Below are 25011 nucleotides of genomic sequence, written 5' to 3'. Positions count from 1 at the left end.
CAATAGGCAAGCGTCAACCTCCACGCCCCACACAGCAGCCCCCACCGGAATCCCGGGCCTTGGGTGTCAGAGGGAACCGAACTCGTCCGACCGAACCGCAGCAACGAAGGAGCGCCAGGCCGCAGCGGGGAAGATGAGGGAAGGGCCCTCCGGGTCCTTGGAGTCACGGACCGGCATCACACCGTCGTGCCCGTCCGCGACCTCGATGCACCCACCCCCACCATCGCTGTGGGAACTCTTGCGCCACTTGGCGCCGGACAGGTCAACGTGCATGGCGTTCAAGCTCCCTCCGTACCTCATGGATCATGGCCAGGCTGTCCGCCCGGGTAAGTGCGTCCACCTGTAGCCGATCGTGCTTTCTCGCCCATTCTGCGATCGTCTCGGCATCCTGCTCCAGGAACCCCCGTTGAAGAGTCTCCGTGTAGCCGACCATCGCACGATTGGGGAGGGTCAGGATGGTCACTGCGTGCGAGAGAGGCCTCTCCTCCGCCAAGCTGTACGGGGCCACCTGGAGGACGACGTTTGGCCTCGCCGACAACTCTTCCAGATAGACAAGCTGCTGGGCCATGACGGGCGCGCCACCGATCGGACGGCGGAGTACGCCTTCGTCCAGTACAGCGTGGATGGTCGAGGTCCGACCCAACAGACGCTGCCGCAACGCCAGGAGACTCAGTCGCTCCTCTGCTTGAGCGGGTGTGGCCTCGCCGCGACGCACAATGGCGGCCTCGTACGCGGCAGAGTAGTCCTGATGCTGCAGAACCCCTGGCACCAGACCTGTTGCGAAGAACCGTATGCCGATCGCCTCGCGCTCCTTGGCCGTGTACTCCGGAAAGCCAGGAATCAGCGCGCCGTTCTTCCAGCTCCACCACAGCAGCTCAAGCGCGCCGCCGGCTGCCAACGCCTCGTCGGCTCGCTCGACGAACTTTAAGCTCGGGAACGGGCCGGGCTCGGCTCCGGGATCAGCCGATCACCTTGATCGCCTCGATCGCGCGGTTCTCACCGGTGGTACCGACCAGGACGCGCCCGCCGCTCCGCCACCCCTGCCAGCCGTAGCCGCTCAGGTGCGCGTCGGCGTCCATGCTCCTGCCGTCCGTCAGGAACTCGACGGCCTCGATCGCCAGGGACTGACCGGTGGTGCCGATCTGGAGGATCCCGCCGTCCCCGACACGGGCCCAGGGCTGCCAGCCGAGGGTGGACACGTGTGCACGGGCGCACAGTCCGGACATGCCGCTGGTGCTGAACTTCAGTGCCTCGACCGCCCGCCCCTCGCCGACGGTTCCCGCGACGGCGCCGTTGCAGCTGCTGCCGTTCTGCCACCCGATGCCTGCGACATGAGCCCAGTAGCAGATGAGGCGGACGCTCGCCGCCTGCCCCGAGCCCGCGACCGGACGGCCGTCCTCCGCCGCTCCCGCAGGGCCGGCGGCGGCGAACGACCCGCCGACGGCAAGGACGGCGGCGGCGAGTGCCGTACCCAGTGACTTGCGCATGGGCGATCCCCTCCAAGGGGGGTCGGGACGGGTCCGACGACCCGAGCGGTCGGACTCTGCACGGCCATGGTCGACAACCGACCTCTTCCGGTCAACGCCTGTGATTCACCATGACCCCACGAGCAAGAGGACTTGGCAGATATTGCACCGGCCGCCCCCGGCCGACGCCCGGCCGCCGAACCGCCCTCGCCGGGTACGGCGGCCTGCCCGTGGACTCCCCGCAGCTCGACGGCGGCCGGGACGCCTCCGACCTGCTCGCGGCCGAGCCACCGAACGGGCGGGAGGCGCCCGCCGCGACCCTGGCTGAATTCCCCTCAACTCCTCTTTTTGCCAACGGTGTTGATTGCCCCGAACCCGAGAAATCCGGGATCCGCGGTTCCGGCCAGATCGAGATCGGTTCGGGCCAGCTGCACGTGATCGCGATGCCCGGACGGGTGGGGGCTGCTTACCGTCGACAGGCCTGTTGGCACCTGTCCTCGGGCGCGGCGTGGGGCCCCGAACGACCCGAACGGCACTTCGCGACACCCGGCCCCGCTGTGCGTCCGCTGCCCGCACCGTGTGTAACGCCGAGGTAGGGAGTCCGCGCTGTGCCGTCCTTGCTGCACTACGAGATCGTCACGGATCCGACGTCACTGCAGGCGTCGTCCGACGGGGCACCGTCCGTGGGGACGGTGTACGTGATCGTCTCCAACTCCCACCAGGAAGAGGTGGAGTGGAGGTACATCGACGTGGAGATCCCGGTCGGCTCCGACCCCGATCACCTCACGGCGGACGCCGCGGCGATCACACCGGGCTTCTCCATGACGTACACGCCGCCGCCCTGGCTGGACGAACCGAAGTTCGCCTGGGACGACACCCGGCGCGTGTTCCGGGCCCAGCACGGCACCTGGCCGGGGAAGAAGGTCACCCTGCCCGGCAACGAGGGGATCATCCTCAAGCTGGAGAACATCCCCGTCACCCGGGGCGACGGCCTGGTCCTCGTCAAGATCCACGAGAGGACCGGTGGCGGCGACGGCAACGCGGCCATGCCGACGGACTCCTTCACCACCACGCTGGCGTTGGCCAAGCAGTCCCCGAAGGTGCCGCGCAACTTCCGCGCGACGCAGTCCCTGCTGGACACGGACGCGGGCCAGTGGCTCGAACTCAAGTGGAACGGGCCCAGCAACCTCGACTACTGGATCCGCTACCCGGACGGCACGGCGGCCCACGCCGTGCAGGCGGTCACCGCGCCTCCGGTGGTCGACACGTCCTTCAGCTGGTCCGTCCCCGCCCCGAAGCGCGGCACCACGTACACGCTGATCGCCGGGACGGACAACGGCGGGCAGCCGCAGCACGGCTACTTCCTCACCACCACCGTCCACGCGCTCATCCCGGAGTTCGGGAGCGGGACGCGATCCCCGTGGATCGAGGGGACGGCGGACAAGGGCCGGGTCACCTTCACCCCGGACGGCGTGAAGGTCGACGACCGGAACGGTGCTGCGGGCACGGTCACGGCGAAGACCGCCGACGTACAGGACGTGAGGACCGGGTCGGTCAAGGGACGGACCCCCGACTCCGGCTGGATCGACTTCCCCGACACCGGCATCGACGTCTACCACGGCCCCCACAAGGACCTCGGCGTCGTCACCGCCGACCGCGCCGACGTCAACGGCGTCAACACCACATGGGTCGGCGACCGCGCCGCCGGAAACGGCTGGATCGACTTCCCCCAAGCCGGAACCACCGTCCACAAGGACGGCACCCAGAACCTCGGCACCGTCACCGCCGACAAGGCCGACCTCAACGGCCTCAACACCACATGGGTCGGCGACCGCGACCACGGCAACGGCTGGATCGACTTCCCCCAGGCCGGCATCAACGTCCGCAAGGACGGCACCCAGGACTGGGGCACCGTCGCCGCGGACAAGGCCGACCTCAACGGTGTCAACACCAAGTGGGTCCAGGGCCGTGACACCTCCGACGGGTGGATCGAGTTCCCCAAGTCCGGCGTCCGTGTCTACCGCGACGGTGGACACGACCTCGGCGCCGTCGTCGCCGACAAGGCCGATCTGAACGAGCTGCACGCCGGCGAAGGACACGTGAAGGGCCTGCTCACCGTCGGCGGGGGGATGAAGCTCAGCCACGACGGCGAGCGGCTGTTCGTCACCATGCCGGACCGGATCCTCTTCTTCGGGATCAACGAGTTCAAGAAGTGGGTGACCTTCGATCGGGGACTCGGCGTCACCTTCGGCCGGGGCAACTTCTCGCTGACGAAGGACTACGGCCTGCTGACCCGCGGGTGCGACGTCCAGATCCAGCAGGGGAAGCTGTCCATCTCCACCGGCAACCCGCCCCACGTCCGGGAGCTCTAGGGCCTGCGGTGCGCGTGCCGGTCGCAGTCGCAGTCGCAGCGCTTCGCCGAGGACTGCGGCTTCGACCGGCACGCCGCCCCGTCGCGGCCGGTCGGCCGGCGGGGCCCGATCAGCCCTTCGGCTTGTTCAGACGGGACTTGAGCATCAGCGCGCGGGAGAACTGGTCGGCGGCGGTCGTCGTCCGCTTCGGGAAGTTGGCCTTCATCAGCTTGTCGTAGGCGTCCGGCCGGAACTCCGCCGTGAGCAGCCAGCCGCTGCGGACGTAGCTCGTCGGCGCGCTGTTCCCGGTGCCGCCGGTGCCGTCCACACGCCCGGCGTAGTGGCCCGATCCGGTGCTCATCACGTCCACGAAGGTGTTCGCCAGCGGCGCCAACTGCTGGGCGGTGATGCCGTACCGGCCGGACAGGTAGGCACGGTAGAGGCCCGCGCAGTCCAGGCTGCCGTGGTTGTTGTCCTCCTTGTCCCGGGTCTGCGCCGCGTACACCCAGTCGTAGGCGGTCTTCCCGGCGGGATCCCGGTAGCTGCGGGCCTCCGCGAAGAACCAGTCCACGCTGGCCTGCACCAGCCGGTCGTACCGGGCGACCCGCTTCGCGTCGTCGCCCAGCAGCTGGTGGGCGACCGCCAGGTTCTGGAAGGCGTAGTCGAACATCATCTGCTGGTTCCACGGCACCGGCTTGCCGCCCTTGTACGGCGAGTCCGCGGCGAAGTACTGGCGGTCGCCCTTCGAGACGTCCAGCAGCCGGCCCAGGATGTGGCGGTCCACGGCGGTGTCGGCCTCCTTGACGAACCGCTTCGCCCGGTCGAGGTAGGTGGCACCGTAACCGTGCGGGTCGTGGTCGGGCACCTTCGTCTGCCAGAGGGCGGGCGTCCGCAGGACGAGCTGCGCGCAGTAGGCCAGGTGGCCGACCGGATCGCCCTGCTCGCCACCGGTACCGACGGGCGCGGCCGACACGTCGTTGGGCCAGGCCGGATCGACCTTGCCGGTCCAGAGCACGTGCTGCCCGACCGGCTTCGCCGCCAGGTCGTTGCGCTCGGAGAGGACGGCATCGCAGAAGACGATCATCCGGTCGAGGACCGCCCGGTCGGCGGACACCTCGTACACCAGGCCCATCGCCTTGGTGTCCTCGCCGCTGTGTCCCTGGGCCCACTGGTTGCGGATGTTGTTCGGGGCGGGAGTGAGCGTCAGGGCGTAGGAGCGGAAGGACTCGATCTCCGCCTTCGTGACCGGACCGTCCAGGCTGCTGAACGTCAGCACCGGGCGCGCGGCTCCGGACGGCCGTTCCGCGGCGGACGAGGTCGGCGCGGGAGCGAGGGTGAGGATCACGGCACCCGTGGCGACGAGCGTCGTGCACCCGATCACCAGCCTCCGGACGGGGATCCGGACGGGATTTCGCTGGGCCATGGCAGTCTCCTGGGCGGGGCGTCGGGGCGTCGGGCTTCGGGCTTCGGGCTTCGGGGCGTAGCGGGGCGGTCCTCCGGGGGGACCGCCGCACGCATCCTGTCGCCCGCCGACCCGGCCGGGCCGCCGATCCGGCCCCACCGGCGGGAGGTCCGCCCGAACGGGCAGCGACGGGGCCGCGTAGGGGTGGGGCCGGTGCGCGGCAGGGCACCGGCGGGCGCCCGCCGCCGGCGTCTGCCCGGCCCGGGCGCGCGCGGGAAGTCGGCCCGTCCGACGTCCCGCGCGGTACGGGCGGGGGCCGGGGTCAGGGGTTGGACGGAGTGGTCGGGCTGTCGGTCTGCCGCAGGGCGAAGACGGCCTCGGTGGTACGGCAGAGGGAGTCCACGGCGCGGCGCAGGGAGCGCCACGAGGCGAGGCCGACGAGGATCCCCACCACCGCCGAGGGCCACCACCAGAGGCCGACGACGGCGAAGGCGGCGCCCCACACCAGGCCCTCGCAGGCCGCGTCGTAGGAGTCGCGGACCGCGCTCAGCGCCTCGCGGGAAGCGTCGGACGCACCGAGGAACAGGCCCGTCCACGCCTCGGCGACGTCCGCGCCGGTCGTCGCCCTGATGCGCTCCTCCGCCGCGCGCAGCCGGTCGCCCGACCAGGTGGGGCCGGTGGGAGCGATCGGGTTCGCCCGGGCCCGGAGCGCGTCGAGCCGGGCGGCGCGCAGTTCGCGGCCGGCCACGCGGGCCCGGACGGCCTGCCGGGCGATCTCCGCGGGCGGCGCCCAGCGGCGTGCCCGACGGCGGGTCAGCCGCTCCCCCAACGGCGTCAGCCACCAGGGCCAGGCCCCCGACGCCAGCGCGCCCACCGCCCCGGCGGCGAAGGGCAGCAGGAACGCAGCGGCCACCGCGGCCACCGCGAGGAGGGCGAGCACCGCCGCGCTGTCGGACGCGAGTCCGCCGTCGAACCGCAGCACACCGGCGACCGCCTCCCGGGCGAGGCCGCGGTCGGCCCAGTGCCGGTGCCCGAGCCGGCCCCCGACGGCGGCGACGACGACCAGGAGGACGGCGGGCAGCAGGCGGCGCAGGAACCACCCGTCGGGGATGCGTTTCTGGAGTTCGAGGAGCAGGCCCATACTCGCCTCAGTCCACTCGGCGCAGCGGTCCGCCGCTCAGCGCGCAGACCCGGGCGTCCGGCGGGGCGTCGTCCGGCAGGTCGACCCGGGCGCAGCGGTCCGTGGGGCAGACCCAGCCGACCGACCGCGGCGTGGGCCCGCCCGGCCAGTCGCCGACCCCCATCGTGGTGCGCAGGCCGATCCCGCCGGGGATTCCGGCGTCCTCGGCGGCCTCGTGGAGGGCCCGGACGGCGTCGTGCCACGCGCCGGTGGCCGGGTCGCCGTCGCGGACGAGGGCGAAGGGCCCGTCCCAACGGGTCGCTCCAACGAGATCGCGCAACGCCCCGGCGTTGCGGCACAGGTACTCGACGGCGTCCTCGAAGACCCGCCGCTCCTTGCCCCCGGCTCCCACGGGCTCTCCCTTACCGTTCCCCCTCGATGCGCTCCTCGCCACGATACGTCAGGTTACGCTGAATACGTGACTGACCTTCACCAACGGTTTACTGCAAGGCTGTTGAGGTACAGGGACACCGACGACGCACTACCGCTCCGGGCTCCGGAGGTGACGGACGAGGCGTACGCGCTCCTGCGCGAGGCGACGACATGGCCCGAGAGTCCCGTCGATCTCGACAGGGTCTTCGCCGTCTTCCGGACGTTCTGGTTCCGGCACGAGGGGCCGGACGACCCGGAGGCCGCCGTCAACGTTCTCTTCATCGGCGCCACCTCCGGCTTCCTGCAATCCCGCATCCCCGGGGACATCCGGTTCCCGGCCGTGCTGCGCGAATCCTTCGACCCCGCCGACCCGCTCCACGACGCGCGCTTCGCCCAACTCGCGGGCGCCGCCCACGGCGAGCTGATCGAAGCCCCGGATGTCGCCGAACCCGACCGACTGGCAGCCCTGGGCCGCGCGCTCGCCTGGTCCGCGTTCGCCCGGAGCCTGCTGCCGGAGGGGCCCGACGGGGACATCGGATTGACCATGCAGGCCCTCGTACTGGAGCTGGCCCGGTTCCGGCTCACCGCCGATCCGGGCGCGCTGGCCGTCGCCGGGCGGCACGGCCGGGTGGCGACCGGGGCACTGTCCTCCGTCACCCCCGGCGACCTGGACGCGGCCGGCACCGGCATGGCCGCGCTCGCCCTCGGAACCGTCCTGGACGCGGCGCGAATGCTCGGGGACCCGCCGCTCGCGGAGGTCGACCGTCTAGTCGCGGCGGCCCCGGCCGGCACCCTGCCCCCGGAAGCCCTGGAGGCCCTGCGGACGGTGCGCGAGCTCCAGGCCGATTCGACCTCCTGGCCGGGGCAGTTCGAGCTGCGGATCGGACTCGTCCTCACCGAGGCAGGCACCCGGGAGCACGACGCCTGCCGGATCGCCTGCGCCGTGCACCGGCTGCGCTCGGCCCTCGCCGCCACACCCGCCGAGCACCCGGCGCATCCCGTCGTCACCGCCGCCCTGAGCGTGGCGCAGCAGGCGTTCCTCCGGGAGCGAGGTGACGGCACCGCCCCCGAACAGCTCGACCCGGGCGCGGCAGGGGAGCTCGTGAACCAGCTCCGGGAGCTGTACGACCACCAGGGCGCGCCCCCCGACATCGAGCTGGAACTCCTCGCCGTCGCGGACTCGATGAGCACGGGCACGAGATTCCCAGACGAGCAGATCACCCGGTTCCGCGCCGCACTGGCCGCGGTCCCCCCGGAGGAGCCGCGCCGCTACGCCTACGTTGCCGTCCTGGCTGCCCTCACCGGGCTCAGGGCCGACGAATCGCGGGCGGTCGACCCGGCCGGGGCCGCCCGGAGGGATGCCGACGTGAGAACGCTGACCGAGGAGGTCGCCCGCACGTCACCGGCGGGCTCGTCGATCTGCGATCCACTGCTCGCTGGCCACTACGCGCCGGCCCTGGCCCTCGCCGTGATCGCCGCCCTCCCCTCGGAACCGGCCGACGGCCTCGACGACCCGCAGCTCGCCCGGCTGAGGTCCCTGCCGACCCGGTTCGCTGCTCTGCGGCTCGACCTCATCGACCCCGGCGACACGGACGGCCTCGACCACGCGATCGCGGAGTTGCGCGCGATCATGGCCGAACTCACCGAGAACGAGAGCCTCCAGAGGGCCCACGTGGCCGCGACCCTCGGCACCACCCTGATGGTCCGGGCCAACACCTCCCAGGACCTCGGTGTCATCGACGAGATCATCCAGCTGCTCCGCTACGCCCGCACCCGTGCCCCTGCGGACTCCGAGGCCACCGACGAGCTCCTCGCCTACGCCCTCACGGCCGTCTCTGCCTTTCGCATCGATCCGGAGGCCGCTCGCGAGGCAGCCGCGGTCATCGCCGAAGCAGCGATCCGCCCCAGGGACCCGCGCAGGGCCACCGGCCTCGCCCAGGCGTTCGTGTCAGCCAACACCGAGTACGCCACCGCCGTGCAGAACTACCTGCTCGGTCACGAGCCGGACCAGCTGGCCCTGGCCCGCCGGGCGGCGCTGCGGATCAAGGAACTCGGCGCCGAAACGAGCTCGGCCAGGTGGACGGCGCAGTTGCGGCTCGACGCGGTCGGCGATGACTGCCTCAACCTGATCGACCTCCTCGGCCCGGGGGGTCGTCCGAAGGCCGTCCTCACCGACGAGCTGGTCGACCGGTGCCGGACGACGTTCGCCGCGTTCGTCCCGGGTCACCGCCGACGGCTGACGTCCGCGATGACGCTCGTCACCGTCCTCACCCAACGGGTATGGGCGAACGGGAGCAGCGACCCCGGTCAGAGTCGGCGTTTCATCGACGAGATCGAGCGGGTCATCGCCACCGTCGCGCCGGAGGCCCCCGAGGGGTGGGCCGACCTCCTGCGGATCCCCGTCTCCATGGCCGTCGGAACCCTGCAGTTCCCACCACCGGTGGACTCGACAGGGCCGGCACCCGAGAGCTCGAACCGGCTGGAAGCCGTGGACCGTCTGCTGTTCGAGGGCCTGATCGCCATCAACCCGCGGATTCCCGGCGGCTTCACGCCCTCCGTGGCGACCAGGGTGCACATCGAGATCTGGGGCGCGCAGGATGCCCTGCGGGCGTCGAGGTCTGGCATCCCCAAGGCCCTTGCGCACGTCGAGGTGGCCGTCGACCTGCTGGCGCAGGTCACCGACCGGGGCAGCTCACAGCCCGCGGCCGAGCACGGGCTGTCCTCGTTCGACGGGGACCTCCGGGGCATCGTCGAGCTGATCCTGTCGGTGGCTGCCGGCCGGGACACGGGCGCCCGCCGGACGGGGTCCGTGGTCGACGGGCCCGACGTCGAGCGGGCCGTCGAGCTGCTGGAGCGCGGGCGCGGGCTGCTGCTGTCGCGGCGGATCGAGGCGAGCGCCGACCTCGGTGATCTGCGGGCCGCCCACCCGGGGCCGGCGGGCGAGTTCGAGCGGCTCACCGGCCTGCTGGCCGATCTGACCACGACCGGGCCGGAGGCCGGACCGGCGACCGGGCCGGCCCCCCGTCCGGCCGAGGCCGGGCCTCGCCGGGCCCCCGACGTCGTGCCCGAGCGGGCCCGGCTCGACGGGCTCCACGCCTCGCGGGACCTCGACGAGCTGATCGGACACATCCGTACCCTGCCCGGATTCGACGCCTTCCTCCGGCCGCTCACCGGCGACCGGTTGCGCGAGCTGGCCGTCGACGGGCCCGTCGTCGTCCTCCTCCAGGGCCCGCACTACCTCCACGCCCTCGTGGTGACCGGCCGGACGATCACCGCGCTGCCCCTCGCACCCCCGACCGACGAGCTCACCGACACGGCCCACCGGCTGCGCGAAGCCGTCGGCGCCGTCAGCCTCCGGGGCTCCGCCCGGCCCTCCCCGGCCGACCTCGTCGGCGCCGGGGCCACCACGCGTCGCACCCTGTCCTGGACCTGGCACAAGATCGTCCGCCCCGTCCTCGCCAATCTGGGGGCCGACGGACCCGTGCCCGAGTCCGGGGCGTGGCCCCGGATCTGGTGGATCCCCACCGGGGCCTTCCACGCCCTGCCGCTGCACGCCGCCCAGTGCACCCTGCCCGACTGCGACGAGCACGGCTGCGGCGCCGCGCTCGACACCGTCGTCTCCTCCTACGTCCCCGGGTTCCAGACCCTGGCGTACGCCCGCTCCCGGGCCGCCCACCGCGAGGGCGGCGGCCCGGCCGCCGGAGGGACCGCCGCCCTGCTGGTCGCCGCCCCCGAGAACGAGATGCCCGGCGTCGCGGAGGCGGCCCGCTACGCCGCCGGCCTGCTCCGGGCGCCCGCGCCGCTGGTCGGCACCGCGGCGACCCGCGAGGCCGTCCTCGGCGCACTCGGCGGCACCCAGTGGGTGCACTTCGGCTGCCACGCGGCCACCGACCCGGCCGAACCGTCCGGCGCCCGGCTCCACCTGCCCAGCGGCGAGCAGCTCTCCGTCCTGGAGATCTGCCGGGCCCGGCCGCACGCCGCCAGGCTCGCCTTCCTCACGGCGTGCGGCACGGCGCGCACCTCGGAGCGGCTCAGCGACGAAGCCATCCACATCACGAGTGCCTTCCTGCTCGCCGGCTTCCCCGCCGCGGTCGGCACGCTCTGGGAGATCGACAGCGCGCACGCGGACCACGTCACCCGCGACTTCTACCGCCGAGTGACGGCCGACGACACCCCGGGGAGCGCCCTCGCCCTGCACCACACCGTCCGCGAACTCCGCCGCCGGACACCCGACCGCCCGCACATCTGGGCCGCCTACGTCCACGCGGGCGCCTGAGGGCGGGCCGGGCAGTCCCGGTCAGGTGGTCGGGAGGCCGGGGAGGCCGGGGAGGCCGGGGGTGAAGCCGTCGAGGGCGTGCGGGCAGGGGCAGGTGCGGGTGGCGGGGAGGGCCTCCAGGGCGGTGAAGAGGACCGTGCGCAGCCGGTCCACGTTTCGGGCGAAGACCTTCAGCACCTCGGCGTGGGTCACGCCCTCGCCGCTCTCCACGCCCGCGTCCAGGTCGGTGACCAGGTTCAGGGAGGTGTAGCAGAGGGCGAGTTCGCGGGCGAGGACGGCCTCCGGGTGGCCGGTCATGCCGACGACCGACCAGCCGTTCGCGGTGAACCAGCGGGACTCGGCGCGGGTGGAGAAGCGCGGGCCCTCGATCACCACGAGGGTGCCGCCGTCGACCGGTTCCCAGGTGGCGGCCCGGGCCGCCGCCAGGACGGCGCCGCGGCCCGCCGGGCAGTAGGGATCGGCCATCGGCGCGTGCACGACGCCCGGGACGGAGCCGTCGGGGAGCGGGACGCCGTCGTAGAAGGTCTGCTCCCGGCCGGAGGTGCGGTCGACGAACTGGTCGGGCACGAGCAGGGTGCCCGGCCCGTACGCGGGGCGCAGCCCGCCGACCGCGCAGGGGCCGAGCACCTGGCGGACCCCGAGGGAGTGCAGGGCCCAGAGGTTGGCGCGGTAGTTGATCCGGTGCGGCGGGACGGCGTGGTCGCGCCCGTGCCGGGGCAGGAACGCGACCCGTCGGCCGCCCACCTCGCCGACGAACAGCGAGTCGCTGGGCGGCCCGTACGGGGTGTCGACGGTGACTTCGGTGACGTCGTCGAGCAGCGCGTACAGGCCGGAGCCGCCGATCACGCCGAGTTCCGCGCGCGGGGCCGGATCGGGTGCGGGCCGGGTGGTCGTCACGTGGTCACCTCTCGGGGGCGGGCGGGGTTGCACCGGCCACCCTAGGAGGGCGCGACGGACGAGGGGTACCCGGCGGCGGTCCGGCCGCGTCGGGCGGCCCCGGCCGGGCCTGGTGGTGGGCCGCGTCGTCAGCGGGGCGGTCCGCCGGCGGTCAGCTCGGCCACCGCGTAGGGGCGGTGACCGAGCATCGGGACGCGCAGGACGGCGGCGGCGATCCGCTGCGCGGGGCCGATCCGTTCCATGACCGGGTGCTCGGCGACGGCCTTCCAGCCGGGTGCGGCGGCGGCGAGCCCGGCGGCGCCACGCCCGAGAGGCCGTGCACCGGGAAGTCATCCGACATGAAGGTTAGCCTTGCCTAAGTTCGATGTCCGGTCAAGGCTCGACCGTCCGCCGGCGAACCGGCAACTCCCGTGGACGTGAAGCGAGAAGGGCGGACGGGTCGAGGGAGCCGCGGTGGTCGGGCCCTACGCTGAGAGCGACTGGAGCGAAACGAGAGGTGGCCGGTGACCGGGAGCGGTGAGCGGGCGTGACGGCGGGCGCGGGGTTCGGCAGGCTGGTGCCGGTCGCGGACGGGCCGGGCGGGTTGCGGGTCTGGGGAGTGACGGAGCCGCCCCGGTGCGCGCGGGGCGGGGAGCCGGTCGAGGTCAACGTGCTGCTGGAGGCCGGCGAGGAGCCGGGGCAGGTGGATCGGACGCTTCTCGGCGAGGTGGTCGCGGAGGTGGACCGCTTCGTCGGGGCGGCGCTCGGGTTCGTCCAGCGGGTGATGGCCTCGGACCCGGGGTCGCTCGGGCTTTCGGCGGAGGAGGCGGGGCACTACCTCGCGGCGCCGGCCGCGGAGCTTCCGCTGGGCGCCCCGCAGGTCGACTTCTTCGTGGACGGGTGGCAGCTGCGGTTCACCGAAGGGAGCCTGCCGGTCTGCGACCCGTACGGCCTGGCCGTGGTGTTCGACGGGCGACGGCCGGTGCGGGTGGAGGACCTGAGCGACGCCGAACCGGTCGAGGAGTAGGACTTCTCCGGCCGACCGACCGGCCTGTCGCCGCCGTGGTCGCCGCCGTGGTCGCAGCCGTGGCGGCGGGCGGGGCCTAGCGAGGCGAAGCGGCCCGGTCAACAGAGTGCGTCCCAGTCGTGGAGCGCCCGCAGCCCCGCCGCGCGTTCCTCCTGCGTGGCGGAGTCCGGGGCGGGGGTGAGGAGGTAGTCGGCGACGGGGGTGAGCAGGAGCGGGCCGTCGGGCACGGGGGCCAGAAGGGCCTCGTCCCAGTCGTGGCGGATGGCCGTACGGCGCAGCAGGGTGCCGTGGCGGGCGGCGGGGCGCAGGGCGGCGGGGCGCAGGGCGGCGGCGGCCTCGGTGCGGCGGCGGCTCTCGGGGGCGAGTTCGGCTTCGAGGGAGGCACGGACCAGGGCCAGCGGGCCGAGCGGGAGGTACGTGGCGGCGAGGTCGAGGAGGGCCGCGGCCTCGGGGGCGAGCCGGTAGGCGGCAACGACGGCGGCGGTCTCGGCGGGTTCGAAGGGTTGCCGGTCGAGGGCCGCGACGTCGAGGACGTCGACCGGGAGGAAGGGGCGGCGGAGGCCCTCCTCGGCGAGGGCGATGAGGCATTCGACGTGGTCGTCGGCGACCAGGTAGGGGCGGACGGGGACGCCCGCGCCGTCCCCGTCGAGGGCCGCGGTGGTGACGCGGACGCGGTACCACGGGTCGACGAGCGGGTCCTCGGCCGGCCAGAGGACGGTGACGGCGGTGTGGTGGGGGCGGTCGCCGAGCAGCGTGACCTCGATGTGCTCCACCGGGTGGTCGGTGACCAGGCGGACGACGGCCTGCCAGAGGGCGGCCTCGCCGGGGGCGACCAGGTCGAGGACGTCCAGCGGCCTGAGCAGGTCGGCCGGGTAGTAGCCGGCGAGCGGGAGGCCGCGGAGGGCGCGGACGCCGGTGGAGCGCGCGAGGTCGTCGGCGAGGCGGGTGTAGCGGTCGGCGCGGTCGCGGGCCCGGCGGAGTTCGGCGCGGGCGGGCTCGCCCATCCGGACGCGGTCGCCGGCCAGGGCGGAGAGCACCAGGGTGGGCAGCCGGCGGCTGCCGCGGGCGCGGTGGAGCAGTTCGGCCGGCCCGTCGGCCGGGTCGACGTCGAGCAGGTGGTAGAGCAGAGCGGTATTCACGGACGTCCGCCTCCGAAGGTATGGTCGTGGCCCGCGCTGCGGCGACCGACGGCGGGGCCGGAGCACGGGGGTCCCGGCCGTCCGGGCGGAGGCAGGCGCGGGGTGGACCGGCCCGCGGCGGTAGCGGCCTTGGGGGGTAGGGAAGTTCGGGGAGCAGGGGGTTTCCCTGTGCCCGGCGTGCAGGGCGGGACGGGGGCCGGCCGGACCGTCTCCGGTGGCCCCCCGCACGGTCGATTCTGTACGACCGCGTTCAACGCCCGGTCACCGCAGGCTCAACGAAGTCTCGACATCGGGTGCGGCGCTGTGGTTTATAGGTGACACGAAGTCTGACATGTGCACGAGCGGGGCGGGCACTGTCCTGGGGCAGCTGGGGGCAGGATTTGGGCGATCTCCGTTTTTCCTTACTCGGTCTGATGCGGTCGTACCGGGGCGCGTCGGCGCTCAAGGTGGGCAGTCCGCAGCAGCAGGCGATGCTTGCCGTCCTCCTCCTGCGGCCCGGCCACTCCGCGAGCGCCACCGACCTGATCGCGGCGCTCTGGGGCGAGGAGCCCCCGAACGCCGCGATGACCACCGTGCGCACCTACGCGTGGCGGTGGCGGAAGATCCTCGACGGGGGAACCGTCGGCGGCACGGACGGGCCCGCCGACGGCGGTCGGGGCGGCGACGACAAGGCACCGAGCGTCCTGGTGTCGATGGGCGACGGCTACCGCCTCGTGCTGCCCAAGCTCGCGGTGGACGCGGCCGAGGCCGAGTCGCTGGCCGCCGAGGCGGAGCGCACGGCCCGGACCGACCCGCTGCGCGCCCGCGACCTGCTCAACCAGGCCCTGGAACTGTGGCAGGGCGAGCCGCTGGCCGGCATCCCCGGTCCGTTCGCGGAGCGGCACCGGCAGCGGCTGGAGGAACTGCGGCTGACCCTCCTGGAGGAGCGGATCGGCCTGGACCTGACGCTGGGCCGTCACTCGCGCTGCATCCCGGAGCTGACCGCGCTCACCACCGAGCACCCGCTGCACGAGCGGGCCTACGAGCTGCTGATGCGCGCGCTGTACCAGGCCGGACGGCAGGCCGACGCACTCGCGGTGTTCCGCGGCGTGCGGCAGCTCTTCCTCGCGGAGCTGGGGGTCGGGCCGGGCACGGAGCTGGAGCAGCTGCACCGGCGGATCCTGGAGGGGGACCCGGCCCTGGCCGCACCCGCCGCGCCGGAGCCGGCGGGCCCGGCGGTGGCGGGGAGCACCGGGCCCGAGGCCGCCGCCGGGGCGGGCGAGCCGGAGGAGACGGGCGAGGCCCGCGCGACGGCCCGACCGGCCGCCGCGCCGCCCCGCCCCGCGCAGCTGCCGCCGGACGCCGCCGACTTCACCGGGCGGACGGCGCCGGTCCGGGTGCTGGACGAGGCCCTGGGCTCGCCCTCCCCGCAGGCCCTGGTGATCGCGACCGTGGTCGGCATGGGCGGGGTCGGCAAGACCGCGCTGGCGCTGCACGTCGCGCACCGGGTCCGGGACGCCTACCCGGACGGCCAGCTGTACGTGGACCTGCGCGGGTCCGACCCCGTCCCGGCCGATCCGGAGGCGGTGCTCAGCGGGTTCCTGGTGGCCCTCGGGGTGGCGGCGGACGCGGTGCCGGACGGGCTGGACGCCCGCTCGGCGCTGTTCCGCTCGGTGGTGGACGGACGACGGCTGCTGCTGGTGCTGGACAACGCGAAGGACGCCGCACAGATCCGGCCGCTGCTGCCGGGGGCGGTCGGCTGCGCGGTGCTCACCACCGGGCGCACCCGGCCGGCCGGACTGCCCGCCACCGTCCAGGTCGACCTGGACGTGTTCCAGCCCGCCGAGGCGTTGGACCTGCTGGGCCGCACCATCGGCGCCGAACGGCTGGCCGCCGAACAGGACGCGGCGCGGGAGCTGGTGGTGGCCTGCGGCCACCTGCCGCTGGCGGTCCGGATCGTGGCCGCCCGGCTGGCCGCCAGGCCCGGGTGGACGGTGGAGACGCTCAGCCGCCGCCTCCAGGTGGAGCGGCGGCGGATCGACGAGCTGCGGATCGGGGACCTCGCGGTGGCGGCGGCCTTCGAGCTGAGCTACCGGCAGCTGACCGCCGACCAGGCCCGGGCGTTCCGGCTGGTCGCGTCGGTGGACGGGCCGGACATCGGCCTGGCCTCGGCCGCCGCGCTGCTGGACCTCGACGAGTACGACGCCGAGGACCTGCTGGAGGCGCTGGTGGACGTGGCGATGGTCGAGTCGCCGTTCCCGGGCCGGTACCGGTACCACGACCTGCTGCGGGCGTTCGCCCGGCGGCGGCCGGCGGAGGGTGCGGAGCCGGCCCGGGACCACGGCGAGGTGGTGGCCGCCCGGGACCGCCTGCTGGACCACCTGCTGGCCACGGCGTGCACCGCGTTCCAGCACGCGGTGCCGGGCGACCCGGCGGCCGGCGCGCTCGGCCCGGCCCGCTCCCGCGGCGTTCCGCTGGCCGGCCACGACGCCGCGCGGGCGTGGGCGTCGGCGGAGCGGGCGGGCGCGGTGGCCCTGGCGGCCCAGGTCGCGGAGCAGGCGGGAGCGACCCCGGCGGGAGCGACTCCGGCGGGCGGGGCGGCTGCTTCGGACGGTGGGGCGGCCCACGGTGGGGCGGACGGGTCGGCGCTGCGGGCCGCGATCGACCTGCTGATCGCGCTCACCCCGTTCGTGCTCACCCCGCCGAGCCGCCGGCTGGCAGCCACCGCCGACGCGCTGGCCGAGGCCGCGGCCCGGCACCGGGACGTCCGGGCCGAGGGGCGCGCGCACTTCCTGCGCGGGAACGTCGCCCTCGCCGCGACCCGGCTGGACGCGGCCGAGGCGGCGGCCCGGCAGGCGGCCGGGGCCGCGCGGGCCGCCGGGGACACGGTGATCCTCCGTCAGGCGCTGAACGACCTGGGCCTGATCTGCCAGTTCCTCAGCCGCTACGACGAGGCGGTCGACCTCTACGACGAGGCGCTGCTGCTGGCCAACGCGCTGGGACACCGTTCCGGCGCCCTGGTGACGACGGTGAACGCCGCGCTGGCGCGGGTCCGCAGCGGACGGGCGGACGAGGCGGTGGCCATCTGCCACGAGGTGCTCGCCGAGCTGCGCACCCGGCAGGACGACCCGGGGCGCGCGTACACCCTCTACGTGCTGGGGCTGGCGCTGCACGCGCTGGGCCGGCACGCGGAGGCGGTCACGTGGTTCGGCGAGTGCCTGGCGGTGGCGCTGGGCGCGGGTCTGCGGGACCGGGCCGCGCACGCGCGCTACCGGTTGGCGGACAGTCTGCGCTCGCTCGGCCGGGCCGACGAGGCGTTGGACCACGCCGGGCAGGCCCTGGTGCTCTGCGAGGAGCTGGGGGCGGAACGGGACCAGGCGCAGGCGCTGGTGGTACTGGGCCGCTCGCTCGCGGACCTCGGACGCGGGGCGGAGGCGGGGGTCAGGCTCCGGCAGGCGTTCGAGATCTTCGCCCGCCTGGGGCTGCCTGAGGCCGCCGAGGTGGCGGTGCTGCTGACGGAGCCCGCGTTCGCGCTGGTCGAGCCGTGAGCCGGCCGGCCGCCGGTGCGGCGGAGGGCTCGGGGCCGTCCGTGCCGTGTGGGCGGGGGCGGAGCAACGGCCGTTGAAGAAACGGTTCTGCACTCGGGGAGGCGGCGGGAGCCGTGCCCGGTACGGGGGTCAGGAGCCGGTGCTGTTCCAGTCGCCGTGCCCGCCGCCGTCGGTGGGGGTCGGGGTCGGGGTCGGGGTGGTCGTGACCACCCCGCCCTGGCCTGCGCCGGTCGCACCGTCGGCCATCGCCGTGCCCGCCGCACCGAGGGCGATCGCCAGACCGAGGCCGGCGGCGGCCAGGCGGATCCGGGTGAGACGGTGGTTCGAGCGCTTCGCCATGACTGCTCCCTAGGGCGTCTTCCCTGGTGGGAAGGGGTTTTCCGGGGTGATGGGATCATCATGGCAAGGCGCGTTCAACGGCAGATCGACGCACGAGCACCGTGCGTCGATCACCGTCGTCGATCCGGTCGCCCATCACCGAGAGCGGGCGGGCGCGGGCGAGCGGGGGCGGGCCGGGTCCCGGTGGCCGCAGCACCCTCTAGGGGCGGATCTCCAGGGTGCAGCACTTCACGCTGCCGCCGCCCTTGAACAGCTCGGAGAGGTCCACCCCGATCGGCCGGAAGCCGCGCTCCCGCAGCCGGGCCGCCACCCCGGTCGCGGCCTCCGGCAGCACCACGTGCAGGCCGTCGCTGATCGCGTTGAGCCCGAACACCGCCGCGTCCGCCTCCTCCACCAGCACCGCGTCCGGGAACAGCCGCCGCAGCACCGCCCGGCTGCCCGCGGAGAAGGCGCCCGGGTAGTACATGACCTCGTCGCCGTCGAGCACGCTCAGCGCGGTGTCGAGGTGGTAGAAGCGCGGGTCGACGAGGTCCAGGCCGATCACCGGCCGGCCGAGGAACTCCTGCGCCTCGGCGTGCCCGGCGGACTCGCTGCGGAAGCCCCGCCCGGCCAGCAGGTGGCCGCCGGTCAGCAGCAGGTCGCCCTCGCCCTCGTTGACGTGCTCCGGGTCGTGCGTCGTGAAGCCGTTCGCCCGGAACCACTCCAGGTAGGCCGGGCCCTCGGCGGCGCGCTCGACGTTGCGGAACCGGGCACCGAGCACCCGGCCGTCGACGACGGTCGCACCGTTCGCCGCGTACACCATGTCGGGCAGGCCGGGCAGCGGGTCGATCAGGTCGACCCGGTGACCGAGCTCGCCGTAGAGCTCGTACAGCCGCTCCCACTGGGCGACGGCGAGGCCGGTGTCGACCGGCTTGGCCGGATCCATCCAGGGGTTGATCGCGTAGCTGACCTCGAAGTGGGTCGGACGGCACATCAGGTAGCGGCGCGGGCGGGCGGTGCGGGTCATGGCGGGGCTCCGGGAGGTGAGGGAGGTGAGGAGACCGGGGAGACCGGGGGTGAGGGTCCGCCGGGGGCGGGTCAGGAGTCGGCGGGTCGCTCGGGGAAGTTCCGCAGGCCGCGCAGGGGGCCGGCCAGCAGCACCGCGCCGGCCGACAGCAGCACGCCCGCCATGATCCAGATGGTGGTGCGGGCACCGAGCACCTCGCCCAGCCAGCCGCCGAGCAGGGCGCCCACCGGGATGGCGCTGAAGTTCACGGTCGAGGCGCTGGCCCGGATCCGGCCGATCATCTCGGGCGGGCAGTACGACTGGTAGAAGCTGCCGGCGATGACGTTCCCGGCGATCACCCCGCAGACCGCGACCGACCAGGCGACGGCGCTCGCCGCGAGCGGCAGCTGCTCACCGGCCAACGGCAGCAGGAGGATGAACGGCGCGGCGACCAGTTCGCAGAGCAGCAGCCCGCGCGCCGTGCCGAACCGCCGGGCGATCCGCCCGGCCAGCGCCGCACCGGCCAGGCCGCCGATCGACACCACCGCGAAGACCATGCCGATCCCACCGGGCGTCACCCCCACGCTGCGGACCAGGAAGACCGTCTGCACCGCCTGGATGCCGTTCAGCCCGAGGTTGCCGACGGCACCGAAGGTCGCCAGCGTGCGGAGGTACGGGTCGTGCGCCAGGAAGCGGACGCCCTCGCCGATCTCCCGCAGGATGCCGCGCCGTTCGGAGACCGGCGGCGGCGTCTCCTCGGCCTTGATGGTGCCCACGCAGAGCGCCGACACCAGGTAGGTGACCGAGTCGGCGAGCAGCCCGCTGGCCGCGCCGAACACCTGGGAGAGCAGGCCCGCCAGACCCGGCCCGGCGATCTCCGCCGCGGAGTCCCCCGAGCGCAGCTTGACGTTGGCCTCCAGCAGGTCCTGCTTGGCGACCAGCGCGGGCAGGACGGCGCCGTAGGCGGTGGAGAAGAACACCTTGACCGCACCGGCCAGCAGCGCCACCGCCACCAGCTGGGCCATGGTCAGGGCGTCGAACCAGCCCGCCACCGGCACGCTGCCGAACAGCAGCAGCAACAGCAGGTCGCAGACCAGCATCACCTTCAGCCGGGGCCAGCGGTCCACCCAGGCGCCGGCCAGCAGACCGAGGAAGAGCCAGGGCACCCAGGCGGAGGCGGTCAGCACGCCGACCATGAACGGGGAGGCGTCGAGGGTCACGACGGCGACCAGGGCGAGCGCGACGTTGCCGACGGCGGTGCCGAGGCCGCTGGTCGTCTCGCCGATCCAGAGCTTGCGGAAGTCGCCCTGCGCCCAGAGGCCCCAGCGGCTCCTCCTCGGCGGGTCCGCCACGGGCGGCGGGACGGAGACAGTGGTGGTCATGACGGGGTCACTCTCCAAGCTTCTCGGCCAGCACGGCAGCGATCCGTGCGACGGGGTCGGGCTGTGTCATGGCGCCGTGCTCGCAGGCGATGCGGTGGAGCGTGACGCGGCCGTCCACGTACGGCCGCCAGGCCGCCTCGTAGGGCCAGTCCGCGGGCTTGTCGAGGGTGGCGCCGAAGAAGACGGCGTCGCCCCGGTAGCGGTCCGGCACGTGTTCGGCCATCAGCTTGCGGTGGTGTTCGAAGACGTCGGGCAGGACGCCGGCGGCCTCGCCGAGCAGCGCGGTGAGGTCGGCCTGCCCGCGTCCGTCGGCCGGGTCGTACCCGAGCGAGACGAGCAGCTCGGCGAGGGTGTCGACGGGGTCGTCGGACGGCGGGGCGTCCGCGTACCCGGCGGGGTCGGCCGGCACGCCGTCGAGGAGGGCGAGCAGCGCGACTTCGGCGCCGTCGGCCTGGAGCCGGACGGCCATCGCCTGGGCGACGACCGCGCCGAAGGACCAGCCGAGCAGGTGGTACGGGCCCTCGGGCTGGACGGTGCGCAGCTCGCGCACGTAGTCCTCGGCGATCTCGGTGACGGCAGCCGGGGAGCCGCCGCGCAGGCCGCGGGCCTGGAGGCCGTAGACCGGGCGGTCGGGGCCGAGGTGGCGCAGCAGGCCCGAGTAGACCCAGCTGATGCCCGCGGCGGGGTGGACGCAGAACAGCGGGGCCCTGCTGCCGCCGGCGCGGAGCGGGAGCAGCACGTCGAGGGCGTCGGCGGGGTCCGGGGCGCCGGGGGCGCCGGCGGCGGCCGACGGGCCGTCCGCCGCGTCCAGGCGGCGGGCCAGGCCCGCGACGGTGGGGGCCTCGAAGAGGGCCCGCATCCCGAGGTCGGTGCCGAAGGCGGTGCGGATCCGGCCCAGCAGCTTCATGGCGAGCAGCGAGTGGCCGCCGAGGTCGAAGAAGCCGTCGTCGACGGAGACGCCGGGCAGTCCCAGGACCTCGGCGAAGAGGCCGCAGAGCCGTTCCTCGCGCGGGGTGCGGGGCGGGCGTCCGGTGGGCGAGGCGGCGAAGTCCGGGGCGGGCAGGGCGCGGAGGTCGACCTTGCCGGCGGCGGTCAGCGGCAGCGCGTCGAGGAGCACGACGGCGGACGGGACCATGTGGGCGGGCAGCGACTCGGCGGTGAAGGCCCGCAGCTCGGCCGGGTCGAGGGGGGTGTCGGGCGTGGCTCCCGGGCCGGTGTCCCGGCCGGTTCCCCGCGCGGCGGATCCGCCGTCGGCGACCACGTAGGCGACCAGGCGGGGGCCGGCGGCGCCGTCCTCGCGGGCCGTCACGGTGGTGGCGTGGACGCGTGGGTGACGGGTGAGCACGTGCTCGATCTCGCCGGGTTCGACGCGGAAGCCGCGGATCTTGATCTGCTGGTCGGTGCGGCCCAGGTAGGCGAGGGCGCCGTCGCGGGTGCGGCGGACCAGGTCGCCGGTGCGGTACATCCGCTCCCCCGGCGCGCCCACGCCTGCGGCGAAGGGGTCGGCGACGAAGCGCTCGGCGGTGAGCTCCGGGCGGCCGAGGTAGCCGCGGGCCAGGCCCGCCCCGGCGAGGTACAGCTCGCCGGGGACGCCGACGGGCACCGGGTTCAGGTGCTCGTCCAGCACGTACGCCCGAGTCCCGAGGACGGTCCGGCCCAGCGCGGGGCGATCGGTGGCGGCGAACGGCTGGGTGAGCGCGTCGACGGTGCACTCGGTGGGCCCGTACAGGTTGTACGCGGCCGTGGCGGGGGCCTCCCGCAGCCTGGTCCAGAGCGACTGGCCGACGGCCTCGCCGCCGAGCAGCAGCACCCGCGGCGCCGGCGCGGCCAACAGGCCCTCGTCGAGCAGCTGTTCGGCGTAGGAGGGGGTGATCTCCAGGACGTCGACCCGCTCGGCCCGGACGTGCCGGACGAGGGCGGCGGCGTCGCGGCGGACGTCGTCCCCGAGCAGGTGCAGTTCGTGGCCGGCGACCAGCCAGAGCAGGCCGTCCCAGGAGGCGTCGAAGCAGAGCGAGGCGGTGAGGGCGACGCGCAGGCGGCCGTGGGCGCGCTCGGCCGCGCCGATCGGGCCGGTCGGGGCCCGGTGCGAGGCGAGCAGGGCGGCGATCGAGCCGTGGCTCACCACCACGCCCTTGGGGCGGCCGGTGGAACCGGAGGTGTAGACGACGTACGCGGCGTCCCCGGCGGTGGCGCGGGGGGCCGGGGTTCGGGTGGCCGGGGTGCGGGGGGCGGCCGTCCGCTCGGCGGCAGCGCGGGCGGCGGCGGGGCCGTCCGCCGGGCCGGGGCAGAGGGTGGCCAGGCCGTCCAGCAGTTCGGGCAGCGGCCAGCGGTCGTCGGTGAGGACCAGCGCGGGCGCGGCGTCGGCGAGCATGGCGGCGGTCCGGTCGGCCGGGTACTCGGCGTCCAGCGGGAGCGAGGCGGCGCCGGACCTGAGGACGGCGAGCACGGCGACCACCGTCTCGGCGGACCGCGGCAGCGCCAGGGCGACCACCGACTCGGGGCCGGCGCCCGCCGCGACCAGGCGGTCGGCCAGCCGGTCCGCGAGCGCGTCCAGCTCGGCGAAGGTCAGCCGGGTCCTCCCGGAGACCAGGGCGGTCGCGTCCGGCGTCCGGGCCGCCAGGGCCGCGAAGGCGTCCGGCAGCAGCGGCGACTCGGCCGGCGGCGCCGCCGCTTCGGTGAGGAGTTCCGCGCGCTCGGCGGCGGAGAGCAGGTCGGCGCGGCCGATGGACTGTTCGGGGCGGGCGGCCACCGCGGCCAGCAGCCGGCCGAAGCGGACGGCGATCGACTCGACGGTCCCCCGGTCGAACAGGTCGGTCGCGAAGTCGATCGCGCACTCCAGTCCGGCGGGCGCGCCGTCGGCGTCGAAGGACTCGCCCATGCCGACGGAGAGGTCGAACTTCGCCTCGTACCCGCCGACCGGTTCGACGGTGGCCGGCAGGCCGGCCAGGTCGAGCGGTGCGTCCCCGGCGCCGCCCGGCGTGCCGCCCTGGAGCAGCAGCATCACCTGGAAGAGCGGGTGGCGGGCCAGCGAACGGGTGGGGTTGAGCTCCTCGACGAGTCGCTCGAACGGCACGTCCTGGTGGGCGTGAGCGTCGAGTTGGGCCTCCCGGACGCGGTGGAGCAGCTCGGCGAAGGCCGGGTCGCCGGACGTGTCGGTGCGCAGGACGAGCGTGTTGACGAAGAAGCCGACCAGGTCGTCCAGCGCCTCGTCGGTGCGACCGGCGACGACCGAACCGATCGGCACGTCGGTACCGGCGCCGAGCCGGGTGAGCAGCGCCGCCAGGCCCGCCTGGAGGGTCATGAACATCGTGACCCGGTGCTCGCGCGACAACGCGACCAGCGCCCGGTGCAGTTCGGCGCCCAGCGGGAGGACCACGCGGTCGCCGCGGTGGCCGCTGTCGGCGCGGCGGGGGCGGTCCACCGGGAGCGCGAGCTCCTCCGGGAGGTCCGCCAGGGTCTCGCGCCAGTAGGCGAGTTGACCGGCGGCGCGGCTCCCGGGGTCGGTCTCGTCCCCGAGCAGGGCGCGCTGCCACAGCGCGTAGTCGGCGTACTGGACGGGGAGTTGACGCCACCCGGGGGCCGAGCCGTCGCGCCGGGCGGCGTACGCCTCGGCGAGGTCGCGCAGCAGCGGGCCCATCGACCAGCCGTCCCCGGCGATGTGGTGGAGGACGAGGACGAGCAGGTGCTCGTCCGGGGCGAGCGGGAGCAGGTGGGCGCGGACCGGGAGGTCGGCGGCCAGGTCGAAGGGGATCGCGGCGCAGGCGGCCACGGCGGCGGCGGGGTCGGCGGGCGGGGCGGGGTGGCGGTCGAACGGGACGTGGGCCCCGGTGGGCGGAACGATCCACTGGTGGGGCTCGCCGTCCTGCTCGGTGACACGTGTGCGCAGGCTCTCGTGCCGGGCCGCCAGGTCGCCGAGGGCCGCTTCGAGGGCGGTCGGGTCCAGTGCTCCGGTGAGGCGCAGCGCGATCGGGAGGTTGTAGAGGGCGCTCGGGCCCTCCATCCGGTCGATCAGCCAGAGCCGTCGCTGGGCGAAGGAGAGCGGCAGCCGCTCCGGGCGCTCGCCGGCCGTCAGGGCCGGCCGGGCGTCGGAGCCGTCCAGCCGCCGGTCCAGGCCCGCCACGGTCGGGGCCTCGAAGACGTCCCGGATCCCCAGCTCGGCGCCGAGCGCCGAACGGACCCGGCTGACCAGCTTCATCGCGAGCAGCGAGTGGCCGCCGAGGGCGAAGAAGTCGTCGTCGATCGAGACGGTCGGCAGCCCGAGGACCTCGGCGACGAGGCCGCAGAGCAGTTCCTCGCGGGCGGTGCGGGCGGCCCGGCCGCCGACGAAGAGCCCGAAGTCCGGGTCGGGCAGGGCGCGGCGGTCGATCTTGCCGCTGCCGGTCAGCGGCAGCGTGTCGAGGGTGACGACGGCGGACGGCACCATGTGGGCGGGCAGCGACTCGGCGGCGAACCGGCGCAGTTCGAGGGCGAGTTCGGTGCCGGGCGCGGCCGTCGCGCAGTGGGCGACGAGGCGGCGGTCCCCGTCGGCGCTCTCGTGCAGGGTGACGACGGCCTGACGGACGGTCTCGTGGCGGGCGAGCACCTGCTCGATCTCGCCGAGTTCGATGCGGAAGCCGCGCACCTTGACCTGGTGGTCGGTGCGGCCGAGGTACTCGACCCGGCCGTCGCGGGTGCGGCGGACCAGGTCGC

The 25011-nt window shown here is 74.6% G+C and carries 16 protein-coding genes; 4 read left to right on the top strand and 12 right to left on the bottom strand.

Annotated elements, in window-relative coordinates:
• Positions 1-66: 66 nt before the first annotated feature.
• The 3 genes from ACFWOG_RS21415 to ACFWOG_RS21405 all read right to left on the bottom strand — a co-directional run bounded on the left by ACFWOG_RS21415 (position 67) and on the right by ACFWOG_RS21405 (position 1487).
• The gene (locus ACFWOG_RS21415) at positions 67-273 is read right to left on the bottom strand and encodes a DUF397 domain-containing protein (RefSeq protein ID WP_380360300.1); all 207 of its coding nucleotides are present in this window, start codon (positions 271-273) and stop codon (positions 67-69) included.
• Complete coding sequence (locus tag ACFWOG_RS21410; RefSeq protein ID WP_380360298.1) at positions 263-898, bottom strand: DUF5753 domain-containing protein; 636 nt, start codon at positions 896-898, stop codon at positions 263-265. Before ACFWOG_RS21410 ends, ACFWOG_RS21415 begins: the two co-directional genes overlap by 11 nt.
• Before the next feature lie 61 nt (positions 899-959).
• Positions 960-1487, bottom strand: a complete 528-nt coding sequence (locus tag ACFWOG_RS21405; RefSeq protein WP_380360296.1) for a hypothetical protein — start codon at positions 1485-1487, stop codon at positions 960-962.
• A 587-nt stretch (positions 1488-2074) separates the two neighbouring features.
• On the opposite strand from ACFWOG_RS21405, the gene ACFWOG_RS21400 reads away from it, so the two are divergent.
• On the top strand, positions 2075-3838 hold the full coding sequence (locus ACFWOG_RS21400) for a hypothetical protein (protein ID WP_380360294.1): 1764 nt from the start codon (positions 2075-2077) through the stop codon (positions 3836-3838).
• Positions 3839-3947: 109 nt separating this feature from the next.
• Here ACFWOG_RS21400 and ACFWOG_RS21395 read toward each other — a convergent pair whose 3' ends face one another.
• From ACFWOG_RS21395 to ACFWOG_RS21385, 3 genes are all read right to left on the bottom strand, one after another.
• Positions 3948-5240, bottom strand: coding sequence for a hypothetical protein (locus ACFWOG_RS21395; protein ID WP_380360292.1), 1293 nt, complete (start codon positions 5238-5240; stop codon positions 3948-3950).
• Positions 5241-5541: 301 nt separating this feature from the next.
• Positions 5542-6360 (bottom strand): hypothetical protein, encoded by an 819-nt coding sequence (locus ACFWOG_RS21390; RefSeq protein ID WP_380360290.1) that lies wholly within the window; start codon positions 6358-6360, stop codon positions 5542-5544.
• A gap of 7 nt (positions 6361-6367) precedes the next feature.
• Positions 6368-6751, bottom strand: a complete 384-nt coding sequence (locus ACFWOG_RS21385; RefSeq protein WP_380360288.1) for a hypothetical protein — start codon at positions 6749-6751, stop codon at positions 6368-6370.
• A gap of 102 nt (positions 6752-6853) precedes the next feature.
• Between ACFWOG_RS21385 and ACFWOG_RS21380 the strand changes: the two genes are divergently transcribed.
• The gene (locus ACFWOG_RS21380) at positions 6854-11047 is read left to right on the top strand and encodes a CHAT domain-containing protein (protein WP_380360286.1); all 4194 of its coding nucleotides are present in this window, start codon (positions 6854-6856) and stop codon (positions 11045-11047) included.
• A gap of 21 nt (positions 11048-11068) precedes the next feature.
• Here ACFWOG_RS21380 and ACFWOG_RS21375 read toward each other — a convergent pair whose 3' ends face one another.
• The gene (locus ACFWOG_RS21375) at positions 11069-11944 is read right to left on the bottom strand and encodes an S-methyl-5'-thioadenosine phosphorylase (protein ID WP_380360284.1); all 876 of its coding nucleotides are present in this window, start codon (positions 11942-11944) and stop codon (positions 11069-11071) included.
• A gap of 526 nt (positions 11945-12470) precedes the next feature.
• On the opposite strand from ACFWOG_RS21375, the gene ACFWOG_RS21370 reads away from it, so the two are divergent.
• Positions 12471-12950: a hypothetical protein gene (locus ACFWOG_RS21370; RefSeq protein WP_329880693.1), complete on the top strand. Its 480-nt coding sequence runs from the start codon at positions 12471-12473 to the stop codon at positions 12948-12950.
• Between the two features lie 98 nt (positions 12951-13048).
• On the opposite strand, the gene ACFWOG_RS21365 is transcribed toward ACFWOG_RS21370, so the two are convergent.
• Positions 13049-14089, bottom strand: coding sequence for a hypothetical protein (locus tag ACFWOG_RS21365; protein ID WP_380360282.1), 1041 nt, complete (start codon positions 14087-14089; stop codon positions 13049-13051).
• Positions 14090-14502: 413 nt separating this feature from the next.
• Here ACFWOG_RS21365 and ACFWOG_RS21360 point away from each other — a divergent pair, with 413 nt between their 5' ends.
• Positions 14503-17616 (top strand): BTAD domain-containing putative transcriptional regulator, encoded by a 3114-nt coding sequence (locus tag ACFWOG_RS21360; RefSeq protein WP_380360280.1) that lies wholly within the window; start codon positions 14503-14505, stop codon positions 17614-17616.
• 129 nt (positions 17617-17745) lie between these two features.
• On the opposite strand, the gene ACFWOG_RS21355 is transcribed toward ACFWOG_RS21360, so the two are convergent.
• The 4 genes from ACFWOG_RS21355 to ACFWOG_RS21340 form a co-directional block, all read right to left on the bottom strand.
• Positions 17746-17955 (bottom strand): hypothetical protein, encoded by a 210-nt coding sequence (locus ACFWOG_RS21355; protein WP_329948169.1) that lies wholly within the window; start codon positions 17953-17955, stop codon positions 17746-17748.
• A gap of 199 nt (positions 17956-18154) precedes the next feature.
• Positions 18155-18961, bottom strand: coding sequence for a dimethylargininase (ddaH, locus tag ACFWOG_RS21350; protein ID WP_329880697.1), 807 nt, complete (start codon positions 18959-18961; stop codon positions 18155-18157).
• 71 nt (positions 18962-19032) lie between these two features.
• The gene (locus ACFWOG_RS21345; protein ID WP_329880699.1) at positions 19033-20322 is read right to left on the bottom strand and encodes an MFS transporter; all 1290 of its coding nucleotides are present in this window, start codon (positions 20320-20322) and stop codon (positions 19033-19035) included.
• A gap of 7 nt (positions 20323-20329) precedes the next feature.
• On the bottom strand, positions 20330-25011 hold a 4682-nt coding region (locus ACFWOG_RS21340; protein WP_380360277.1), incomplete at its 5' end, for an amino acid adenylation domain-containing protein.

This window comes from Kitasatospora sp. NPDC058406 (genome assembly GCF_042722765.1).
GTDB lineage: Bacteria > Actinomycetota > Actinomycetes > Streptomycetales > Streptomycetaceae > Kitasatospora.
The sequence above is the reverse complement of the archived record's forward strand: the minus strand, read 5'-3'. Positions and strand labels throughout refer to the sequence as shown.